Origin of the sequence: Schnuerera sp. (genome assembly GCF_035459645.1) — a bacterium.
Classification (GTDB): domain Bacteria; phylum Bacillota; class Clostridia; order Tissierellales; family Tepidimicrobiaceae; genus Schnuerera.
In genome coordinates this window covers 1-10,696 of sequence record NZ_DATHXO010000524.1, presented here as the reverse complement: position 1 = coordinate 10,696, position 10,696 = coordinate 1, and the positions used below count along the sequence as shown (strand labels likewise).

Here is a 10,696-nt window from a genome sequence, read left to right as displayed (position 1 = left end):
GCTACCTAGCCTTCACCGCCACGCCCAAGGCCAAGACCCTGGAACTGTTCGGCCGACTACCCGATCCGACCCTGCCGGCCTCCGGTGACAATATCCCGCAGGCCTTCCACGTCTACACCATGCAGCAGGCCATCGAGGAAGCATTGGGACTTTTGTGGTTTTCCTTATCCCTTATCATTATTCTAATCCCATTTTTAATATCAAATCTAAAAGTGGAAGATATATTCATTAAAATTCCTGTAAGCCTAGCAGGAATATAGTTAAACATATCGTCAACTTTTGCAGGAAAAAAGCCTAAATCCATATATTTTTCATTTTTGTAACCTAACATAGAATCCATAGTGTTTACCATCTTATACATGAGACCCCCTGGAGCGCCTAATAACATAATGTAGAATAAAGGTGCTATAACTCCATCTGCAGTGTTTTCCCCTACAGTTTCTATAGTTGCTTTTACTATTTCCTCATTCGTAAGATTGTTAGTGTCTCTTCCAACTATATAGGAAAGTTTATATCTTGCTTCTTCAATACTTTTTTCTAGTCCATGATATACCTTCATAGCCTCTTTTTCTAAAGATCTAGCTGCAATACAAGTATATATAAGGTATATATTAATGATATTGTACAGGGTTTTGTAATTGTCTACACTTTTTAGCAATAGATAAGGTATTGTAAAAGCTAAAATGATGTTTATTATTACTATTATAAGTCCTCCTATTTTTAAGTTAGAGATTCTTCGCTGACGCTCAGAATTACTAAATCTGTTCTCAGCATGACTAAATTTGTTCTCAACATGACTAGAATTATTTTCAGCATGACTAAAATTGTTCTCAGCATGACTAAATCTGTTCTCCGAATCATAAAACCTGTCCTCGGAATCATAAAGACTAAGTTGCTTGTCATCCTGAAGCGAAGCTGAAGGATCTCTATTTATTTTCCTGACTAATTTTTCCTCTAGTGATATTAGCTTTCCCATAAGCTTTACAGGATGAGGAAAATTATAGGGATCTCCTAATATCAAATCCAATATTACTGCTATCAATAAATATTTCATATTTTCACCTAATCTAATTTCAATAAAGAATATACATATTCTATATTTAAATTTTTTCTTATTAATTTGGATAATTTCTTAAATTCTTCTTCCATTTCTTCTTCACCCTGAACAATTGTATTACAATTTTTATCATAATCTATCAAAGAATCTTCATCTACCAATTCTAATGGACTAAAGGGAATAGTACCTATTACTGGTATATTTAATAGTTTCTCTATCATTTCAATTCCTGTTTCCAATAATTTTTTGTCTCCTCTAAATTTATTGATAATCAACCCTTTGATTCTAGTCCTTTCCTCTTCTTCTAAAAGCATTACCGTGCCATATAGTGAAGCAAACACCCCTCCTCTATCTATATCTGCTACTAATAGCACTGGAGCATGAGCTATTTCTGCCATCCCCATATTTACAATATCCTTATCCTTTAAATTAATCTCTGCTGGGCTACCTGCTCCTTCTAATACTACAATCTGGTATTCTCTATCTAATTTTCTGTAAGTTCCTTCAATCATTGGCTTTAATTCATCTTTATAGTCAAAGTACTCCAAAGCTTCCATCCTTTTATGTAATTTCCCTTTAATAATTACTTCACTACCTGTGTCTGAATTAGGTATTAATAATATAGGATTCATATTAGGGTTTGGCTCTATACCTGCTGCTTTAGCTTGCAAAGCTTGGGCTGTGCTCATTTTATATCCTTCTTTTGTTTCATAGTATTTTGAAGACATATTTTGTGATTTAAAAGGGGCTACTTTATATCCATCTTCTTTAAATATTCTGCATAGTGCAGTACATATAAAGGATTTTCCTGCTGAAGATGTGGTGCCTTGTATCATAATATTTGCCATTTTATTCCTCCCTTGTTACTTAATTTTTAAATAGGAATTAGCCAACTCCTCTATTATAGACGATATGGAATAATGATTTATTAAATTTAATCCCATATTTTCTTCTCTTAATGATAAAATTTTAATTTCTTCTTGTGATGCAAATTTAAGCAAATCATAATTACCTTTATTGATTCCAACCAAGCTAACTCCAGAGTCTATAACTACATTGCAATTTTTTATATATTCTTTTGCTTTAATTATCGTTTTACCCCTTATATCTACAAAACCATCTTCTTTTATAGTTTCATAAGCCAATGTTTGAGATATACTATAGTCAATGTCATTCTTAAATAGTATCCCACTATAAAATCCAATACCTTTTTTATTCAAAGCCCTATATATCTTTGCTGCTTTTCCCCCTCCTCCAACAACAAAAACTTTAGGAAATTTTGTTACTTTCGGTAACTCAATATTCCCCATTGTTGTGTTAAAATAACCTCCACCTAGATTATAAACTTCGCTTATAGATTTATCAGTTATTATATCTTCTGGTGTTCCATATTTATATACTTTTCCATCCTTGATTAACAAAGCTTTATCTGCAATTTTAGAAACCAAATCTATTTCATGTAAAGACATAATTATAGTTTTATTCTTCTCTAAGGATAATTTTTTTAATATATTCAATAACTCTATCTTAAATTTGATATCCAAAAATGAAGTAGGCTCGTCTAATACCATTATATCTGCTTCTTGGCATATTGCTCTTGCAATCATAATCCTTTGTTTTTCACCGTCACTTAACGATTGAAATTCCTTATATCTTAATTTTTCTCCTTCTACTATTTCTATGGATTCATTGATTATTTCTAAATCTTTTTTATTCAATTTCCCAAAATAGTTGGTATGGGGATATCGTCCTATGGCTACTACTTCTTCAGCTAACATCATCCCTGGATTGATTCTTTCCGTTAATACTACCGACATTTCTTTAGCTTTATTCTTTATAGATAGATGGTTTAAATCTTTTCCTAACACAGTCATTGAACCACCTATACGCTTTATATGGTCAGTTATAGTTTTGAGAATAGTCGACTTTCCACAGCCATTAGGTCCTAGTAGGCATATAATTTCTCCTTTATTTAAATCAATATTAATACGATCTACAACTACAGTGTTTTTATATCCTACCTTTAAATTTTCCGTTGCAAAAAAATTCATTTCCTATTCCTCCTATTTACCATCAACCAAATAACTATAGGCGCACCAATAAAAGATGTTACAGTACTGATATTTAATTCTACTGGTGAGAACAAAGTCCTTGCTAAATAATCTGATAGCAGACAGAAAGCAGAACCTAATGAAAAAATTCCAGGTATCAAAACCTTTGGCTTAGAAGTCTTCATAATCAATCTAGTTAAATGGGGTACAGCAATCCCCACAAAGGATATAGGACCAGCAAAAGCAGTAACACATGCCGAAAGTATACTTGATAAAAATATTAGCGTTATCCTGAATATCTTAATATTGATCCCCATACTCTTGGCATAACTTTCTCCTAATAAATAACCTTCCAAAGGTTTTGATAGTACAAATATTAAAATAATTGTAGGTAGTATAATCCAAGCAGATAATTTTATCATATCCCAAGTTACTCCTGAAAAACTCCCCATAGACCATAATGTTAAGTTTGCTATTTTTTCTCGTTCCGCAAATGTAATCATCAAATTCGTACCTGCAGATGCAATATATCCAAGCATAATCCCAACAACTATCAATGCAGAGATATCTTCTATATTCTTTGCGAAAAATAGCACAAACAGCATAGCCAATATGCTTCCCGTAAAAGAAGCTATAAATATGTTGAAAGAATCTATGCCAAATATATTTATATTAATATTTGTCAAAATAAAGATACCAACAAAAAACCTAGCACCTGAAGAAATTCCAAGAACATAAGGACCAGCTATAGGGTTTCTAAAAAAAGTCTGCAATAAAAACCCTGAAATAGCTAATGCTCCTCCAAATAATATGGCACTAATTATCCTTGGGATTCTAATTTTAAATAATATATTGTATTCTAATGTTGATAACTGCTTGTCCTTTAATATGATACTTCGTAAATCATTCAATGTAATATCTATGGAGCCAGATATTATATTTATTATGACTCCTAATATTAAAAGTATTATCACTACTGTAAATGCAATATAAATTCTAACTTTATTATTAATGGTATTATTTGATTTTATCAAGTTTAAATCCATATTATTATATTACTCCATTAAAAAGAAAAAATCTGTTTCAGTTATTTCTCCATGGGGGGTTGTAAATATTGTATATAAATCAACTATCATATCTGCTACTTGATCCGAATATTGATAATAATGAGGTTTATATCCCCATACTCTTCCTTCTTTTATGGCTTTAACATCTTTCAAATATTCTGCATTTGACACTAAATCGTCTATACTTTGGACACTACGACCAAGAATAGTATTATAAAATAATATATCTACATCTTCTATTCCTTTATAAAGCTCTTCCGCATTCATTTTAGTATTTCCATCTTCTTCTGGATTCAATTCACTAAGTATATATTCTCCACCTGATAGTTCGTACATCTTTACTTCATAATCTCCTTTGTTTCTTACGTAGTAAATATCTTTAGAAAAAAAGGTGGAAGCAAATTTTTTCTTTTCGCCTTCTAGATTTGCAACTTTTTCTTCTACCTCAGCAATTTTTTTTAATTGGGCTTCATAAAAATCTTCTGCTTCTTCTTCCTTATCAAGCAAAGCCCCTATTAGTTTTATCCATTCCAATCTACCTCTAGGATCTGTTTCTCTTTGACTTCCATGGGATATCCATTTAACTCCCATTTCATCAAATTTAGTTATTACATCATTTTCACCATGAACTGTTTTAACTGTAATCAATATTAAATCTGGATTGATTGACTCAATAAGTTCATAATCCGGCGCACTATTCTTACCTACATATGTAATTTGCCCCTCATCCATCATCTGTTTTACCTCTGGTATATGCCATCTATCTCTTTCAGTAGTAACTAAAGTCATCTTGTCTATAAGTTCTAATGGTCTCAATTCTGCTGCAACAACTGAAGTAAAAGCGCCTATTGATTTTATAGGCAATTGTATAACATCAATATCTGATTTTACTTCAGGTACCTCTTTACCTTCTGGGACTAATAAAGTTTTTCTACCATTCCAATCAACTATGGTTTTATATCCACCTTTGTAATAATTTACAGAAAAAGACTTTGCATATTTTAATTCCATAGAACCTTCGTAAACAAGGCCAGTATCTGCATCAATCTTTTCTTCCATTTGTTCTAATTCTTGCTGACTTTCTAATATTTCTTCATCTTTTTGTTCTAAATTACAACCTGTTAACACCAAGGTAAAAGCTAATACTACAAGCATTACTTTAGTCAAAAGATTAGTCCTTTTATTCATTTTTCATCTCTCCTTCTTATATTAGTTAACTTAAAAAAATCCCTAACCATCATCAGTTAGGGATTTTTAATATGCATAGCCGAAAATTGCACAAAAATATAAGCTTCCCCTTCCCTCCGAAGGTTACTTTTACAAAAACTATTAGGTAGGTCTCCTGACTTTTGGTTCATCCTACTTTCAACACCTTCCCGAGATAATCTCAGTGGTATAAGTTGATTTCGTTCCCAATTACAGTAGCGGGGGCTGTGCTGGATTTTCACCAGCTTCCCTTATTAATCCAAAGGAACCTAATATTTTTATATTTAGTTTTTCAATTTTCATATTATCACAAAAGAAATTTTTATTCAATAAATAAATTTAGTTGCTATTTTACAGTATAGTTAGTCTTCTTAATATACTTGAATCCATATTCATCTATAGAAATTATATTAACGCTTCCGTTTTCTATTTTAAATTTGAAAAAATAATCTAAATTATCAAATACCCAAGATAAAGCAATTCTAGTAACTCCATCATGACATACTAAAACCACATTTTCCTCCTTTTTTGATATTTCTTCTAAAAAAGAAGTCACCCTTTCGTAAGCCATTTTAATGCTTTCACCTTTAGGAGTAACAAAATTTATATAATCTTCGTCCCATATTTCAGCTTCCTTTGGGAACTTGTCCTTAATTTCCTCATAGGTATTTCCTTCAAATAATCCAAAATCTACCTCCTTAATTCTTTCTTCCACTTCTCCATTTAAACCTAGTATTTCCATAGTTTGAATAGCTCTATATAAAGGACTTACATATACTTTATCAAAGGATAAGGTGTCAACAAAAGTTTTTGTCTTTTTAATCTGTTCCTTTCCCTCATCTGTTAATTTAGTATCCTTGGTACTAAATATTCTACCTACATTATCCTCTGTTTGTCCATGTCGAATTAATATTATATCCACTTTAGCACCTCCAAAAATATTGTTAAAGATATTGTTTCTACTATTTCTATAGTAGCACCATATACATCTCCAGTAAAACCATCAATTTTTTTATAAGTTATTTTAGTCATTATCTCACCAGCTATAAATGAAAATAATAGTGGTATTAAATAGATAGGCTTTAATATTAATAGTATTAATATATATATAATCCCTCCAAATAAAGCATGTTTTTTAGGATTGCTCTTATGGAACATATACCCTATTCCCTCGTCTTTAGTAACTTTTTTAGTAGACATTAAATAAGCTATTATTAATCGACTATTACCATAGGATAGGCTTAATACTAAGGCTATATTTCCTTCTATACTGGATATGAGAATATACTTTAGCAAAATATCTAGAACTATTGATATAACTCCAAAGGCTCCAATACGACTATCTTTCATTATTTCAAGGACTCTACCCTTATCTCTATAGGACAAAAATCCATCACAAGTATCTGACAATCCATCTAAATGAAGTCCTCCCGTTATGATTATCATAGATATTAGAGCAAAGAAACTACCTATGTTTCCATTTAAATAGCCAAATAGCCAATAAAATAACCCTCCAACTCCACCAATTAACATACCTATTAACGGATAGAAAAAAATACTTTTTGATAAATTCTCATCATTGAATTCTACCTGTTTTTTTATAGGTAATCTGGTTAAAAATTGGATAGATAATATTAGGCCATCTATCATTTTATTTTCACTGGTATTCCACAGCATACCAAATAAACCTCTTGGGATAAAGCTGCTACCCTTTGATTTATTCTCCCTTGAATATCTCTAAATACTCTCCCAATATGATTTTCTGGAACTAAGGAATAGCCTACTTCGTTAGTTACCAATACTAAATTATAACCCCTATATTCAATAGTTTTTATCAAGGAATGTATTTCTTCATATATTTTATTTTCTACTTTACTTTGCAATTTATTGTCTATGTATTCTTCGTTTTCTGTCATATCAAACATTATATTAGACGTCAAAACGGTAATACAATCTAATAAATAGTTTTTTTCTTTCCCTATTGCATTGATTAATGAATAGTTGCCTTCATAAGTTCGCCAATAAGAAGGGCGACTATTTCTATGTAATATAATCCTTTCTTCCATCTCCTTATCCCATATTTTAGATGTGGCAATATATACCACATCTTTTTTATCCTTATATAGCTTTTCTGCAAAACTGCTTTTTCCACTTCTAGCTCCACCAGTAACTAATATGATCATATTATCACCTATATTTTTATTTTAAATCTTTTAATTAATTATTTAAAAGTATATCATAAACAGCCTTTAGTTTAAACTGTTGACTTCCTCAATTAGTAGTTATACAATATATATACAAAATTAAATATAAAAGTCTTATGGACCGTAAGGTTAAAAGGGAAGTCGGGTGAAAATCCCGCGCAGCCCCCGCTACTGTAAGTGAGGATAAAACCCTAATATGCCACTACCTAGATTTTTAAGTAGGAAGGCAGGGTGGAATATGAATCACAAGCCAGGAGACCTACCATAAGGTTTTTGTAAATTTACCTTCGGAGGGAAGGTGTAATGTATTTTTTATGCTTTATTTTTGAATAAAAGGTCTACCTCCTTAGGTAGACCTTTTATATTTAAAACAAAACTAGGAGGGAATTGAATGAAAAAATTTAAAAATCTATTTGCTTTATTATTAATATTTGTTCTAACATTTTCACTGGTAGCTTGTACAATAGATGATTCATCAGAACCTGAGAATATAGTTGAAAACTCAAATGAAACTGCTGATATTAAGTTTCCTTTAACTATTACTGATTTTTTAGAAAGAGAAATTTCATTAGAAAAAAAGCCAGAAAGAATAGTTTCCCTTGCTCCTTCTACTACAGAGCTAATATATGCTTTAGGTGCTGGTGATAAAATTGTAGGTGTAACAGATTATGATAATTATCCACCAGAGGTAGAAAATATAGCAAAAGTAGGAGGGTTCAAAGGTCCCAATATTGAAGCTATAACAGCTCAAAACCCTGATATAATATTGGCTTCCAATCTTTCTGGTCAAGAAGAAATGGAAACTTTAGAGAATATGGGAATACCAGTTATAATGCTAGAATCTAAGAATATTGAAAGAATATATGAATCCATAGAACTATTAGGTCAAATTACAGGTATGGAGGAAAATGGAGAAAAAATAATTAATGAAATGAAAGCCAAAATTAGCGAAATCAATGATAAAGTAAAAGAACTTCCAAAAATAGATGTATTTTATCTGGTATCTTTTGAAGGAAACTGGACAGCTGGCAAAGGTACATTTATTGATGAGCTTATAAACCTTGCAGGCGGAAATAATATTGTAGAGGATATTGAAGGTTGGACTCAATATAGTGTAGAGGAACTAGTAAAGAAAGATCCTGATGTCATCATCACCTCCCCCCATGCTGGCAACATAGATGATATAGAAAAAACAGAAGGTTACCAAAACACGAAAGCCGTTAAAAATGGAAATATTTTTGTAGTAAGTGATGATGATATAATAGCAAGGTCTTCCAATAGGATTGTCTTAGGTCTGGAAGAAATAGCAAAATTCTTACATCCGGAGGTTTTTGATTAAAGTGAAAAAGAGTATTCTTTTTTCTATAGCTATCCTAGTGTTTTTCATTACAATTATAATTTCTATTTCCGCAGGGGCAGTTAAAATTCCCCTGCTAGAAATTATAAATGTATTTAATGGTACTGGAGATGAAACGAATGCTACTATTATTCTTAATTTAAGACTTCCACGAGTAATATCATCGGCAGTTGTAGGTATGGGACTTTCGGTTGTAGGTGCATTTTTTCAAGGCCTTTTAAGAAATCCTATGGCAGACCCTTATGTTTTAGGAATCTCTTCTGGTGCTGCTTTTGGTGCAACTATTGCCATTATACTAGGTCTTGGACTTTTTAGCCTTAGTTTTATGGCTTTTGTTTCATCTTTATTTGTTATTCTAGTTGTATATACCATATCGAAATCAGGCTCTAAAGTATCTATGACTACAATGTTGTTGGCAGGAATCGCTATAAGTGCTTTTATTTCTGCTATTATATCCCTTTTAATGCTTTTAAACCATGATGAATTTACTAGAATTGTTTTTTGGACTATGGGAGGATTCAGCCTTACAAACTGGAATAGTGTGATTTTTTCTTCTCCTATAATAATAATCGGTTCTTTTATAATGTATATATTTTCAAGAGATTTAAATGCTATTTTAACGGGAGAAGAGGTTGCAGAACACCTAGGAGTTAATACAGAATTGATTAAAAAAATCATACTTATTTTAGGATCTTTGGTTACTGCTACTGCAGTATCAGTGGGAGGAATAATAGGTTTTGTTGGGCTTATTGTACCACATATATCAAGGCTTATCGTAGGACCCGATAATAGAATCCTTGTACCCTTTAGCGCTATATCAGGAGCTATATTTTTAACTTTAGCCGATACTTTAGCTCGGGTTATATTAAGACCTTCTGAAATACCTATTGGAATAATAACTGCTGCTTTTGGCGGTCCTTTCTTTTTATATTTATTATTTAAGAATAAGCAGAAAAATGAAGGAATGTGATAATATGGATGTTTTACGAGTAAATAAACTATATTTTTCTTATGGGAAAACAGAGGTTTTAAAAAGCATTGATTTTACTATAAATGAAAGTATGATGGTAGGAATCATCGGTGGAAATGGTAGTGGAAAAACTACCCTGTTAAAAAGTATCTCTGGGTATTTAAAACCCAAATCTGGCAATGTTTTTATAGCTGAAAAAAATATTAAAGATTTCTCTGTGAAAGAAAAAGCCAGGTATATTGCTTATGTTCCACAAGAGATGCCTTATGATTTTGAATTTAGTTGTTATGACCTTGTAATGATGGGTAGAATCCCTTTTCTCAAAAGATTTCAATCAGAAAGAAAAAAGGATAAGGAAATTGTTATGGATTCTATGAAAATCACTAATACTTGGCAATTTAGAAATAAAAGTATTAAGGATTTAAGTGGTGGAGAAAGGCAAAGAGTCTATATAGCAAGAGCATTAGCTCAAAAACCTAAAATATTACTTATGGATGAACCAGTTTCACATCTGGATATAAAATATCAAATTGAGATATTATCTCTAGTGAATAGATTGTCATTAAAGGGGATACTTGTGATTACAGTGCTTCATGATATTAATCTCGCTTCCCAGTTTTGTGACAAAATTTTCATAATGAAGGAAGGACAAATAATGGGTTCTGGTTCTCCTAAAAAGGTACTAACTTTTGACAATATAAAATCAGCTTTTTCAATCGATGTAGAATTACTTGATAATCCAATTACTAATATTCCTTATATTGTCCCTACTTTAAATAAAAAG

At 31.3% G+C, this 10,696-nt stretch carries 11 protein-coding genes and 2 riboswitches; of the genes, 3 read left to right on the top strand and 8 right to left on the bottom strand.

Going from position 1 to position 10,696, the window contains the following annotated elements:
• Positions 1–112 precede the first annotated feature (112 nt).
• The 8 genes from cbiB to cobU form a co-directional block, all read right to left on the bottom strand.
• Complete coding sequence (cbiB, locus tag VK998_RS12275; protein ID WP_325228777.1) at positions 113–1,054, bottom strand: adenosylcobinamide-phosphate synthase CbiB; 942 nt, start codon at positions 1,052–1,054, stop codon at positions 113–115.
• 8 nt (positions 1,055–1,062) lie between these two features.
• A complete protein-coding gene (locus tag VK998_RS12270) occupies positions 1,063–1,905 on the bottom strand; it encodes a cobyric acid synthase (protein WP_325228774.1) in 843 nt (280 codons plus the stop codon).
• A 15-nt stretch (positions 1,906–1,920) separates the two neighbouring features.
• A complete protein-coding gene (locus tag VK998_RS12265; protein WP_325228771.1) occupies positions 1,921–3,108 on the bottom strand; it encodes an ABC transporter ATP-binding protein in 1,188 nt (395 codons plus the stop codon).
• The gene (locus tag VK998_RS12260; protein WP_325228769.1) at positions 3,105–4,154 is read right to left on the bottom strand and encodes a FecCD family ABC transporter permease; all 1,050 of its coding nucleotides are present in this window, start codon (positions 4,152–4,154) and stop codon (positions 3,105–3,107) included. Before VK998_RS12260 ends, VK998_RS12265 begins: the two co-directional genes overlap by 4 nt.
• 9 nt (positions 4,155–4,163) lie before the next feature.
• Entirely contained in the window at positions 4,164–5,363 is a 1,200-nt protein-coding gene (locus VK998_RS12255; RefSeq protein WP_325228766.1) for an ABC transporter substrate-binding protein, read from the bottom strand.
• Between the two features lie 127 nt (positions 5,364–5,490).
• Positions 5,491–5,669: riboswitch (cobalamin riboswitch) on the bottom strand.
• A 58-nt stretch (positions 5,670–5,727) separates the two neighbouring features.
• On the bottom strand, positions 5,728–6,303 hold the full coding sequence (locus VK998_RS12250) for a histidine phosphatase family protein (protein WP_325228764.1): 576 nt from the start codon (positions 6,301–6,303) through the stop codon (positions 5,728–5,730).
• Positions 6,294–7,031: an adenosylcobinamide-GDP ribazoletransferase gene (gene cobS / locus VK998_RS12245; protein WP_325228761.1), complete on the bottom strand. Its 738-nt coding sequence runs from the start codon at positions 7,029–7,031 to the stop codon at positions 6,294–6,296. Before cobS ends, VK998_RS12250 begins: the two co-directional genes overlap by 10 nt.
• Complete coding sequence (cobU, locus tag VK998_RS12240) at positions 7,028–7,564, bottom strand: bifunctional adenosylcobinamide kinase/adenosylcobinamide-phosphate guanylyltransferase (RefSeq protein ID WP_325228758.1); 537 nt, start codon at positions 7,562–7,564, stop codon at positions 7,028–7,030. Before cobU ends, cobS begins: the two co-directional genes overlap by 4 nt.
• A 121-nt stretch (positions 7,565–7,685) precedes the next feature.
• A riboswitch (cobalamin riboswitch) is annotated at positions 7,686–7,866 on the top strand.
• 110 nt (positions 7,867–7,976) lie between these two features.
• Between cobU and VK998_RS12235 the strand changes: the two genes are divergently transcribed.
• From VK998_RS12235 to VK998_RS12225, 3 genes are all read left to right on the top strand, one after another.
• The gene (locus VK998_RS12235) at positions 7,977–8,924 is read left to right on the top strand and encodes an ABC transporter substrate-binding protein (protein WP_325228756.1); all 948 of its coding nucleotides are present in this window, start codon (positions 7,977–7,979) and stop codon (positions 8,922–8,924) included.
• Between the two features lies 1 nt (position 8,925).
• Positions 8,926–9,912: a FecCD family ABC transporter permease gene (locus VK998_RS12230; RefSeq protein WP_325228753.1), complete on the top strand. Its 987-nt coding sequence runs from the start codon at positions 8,926–8,928 to the stop codon at positions 9,910–9,912.
• Positions 9,899–10,696 (top strand): ABC transporter ATP-binding protein (locus tag VK998_RS12225; RefSeq protein WP_325228751.1); only part of this gene is annotated, 798 nt, incomplete at its 3' end. The genes VK998_RS12230 and VK998_RS12225, both read left to right, overlap by 14 nt.

Bases quoted from the DNA above. Each gene is read 5' to 3' on its own strand.
- cbiB (WP_325228777.1), bottom strand. From the start codon at position 1,054: ATGAAATATTTATTGATAGCAGTAATATTGGATTTGATATTAGGAGAT.
- VK998_RS12270 (WP_325228774.1), bottom strand. From the start codon at position 1,905: ATGGCAAATATTATGATACAAGGCACCACATCTTCAGCAGGAAAATCC.
- VK998_RS12265 (WP_325228771.1), bottom strand. From the start codon at position 3,108: ATGAATTTTTTTGCAACGGAAAATTTAAAGGTAGGATATAAAAACACT.
- VK998_RS12260 (WP_325228769.1), bottom strand. From the start codon at position 4,154: ATGGATTTAAACTTGATAAAATCAAATAATACCATTAATAATAAAGTT.
- VK998_RS12255 (WP_325228766.1), bottom strand. From the start codon at position 5,363: ATGAATAAAAGGACTAATCTTTTGACTAAAGTAATGCTTGTAGTATTA.
- cobS (WP_325228761.1), bottom strand. From the start codon at position 7,031: ATGATAGATGGCCTAATATTATCTATCCAATTTTTAACCAGATTACCT.
- cobU (WP_325228758.1), bottom strand. From the start codon at position 7,564: ATGATCATATTAGTTACTGGTGGAGCTAGAAGTGGAAAAAGCAGTTTT.
- VK998_RS12235 (WP_325228756.1), top strand. From the start codon at position 7,977: ATGAAAAAATTTAAAAATCTATTTGCTTTATTATTAATATTTGTTCTA.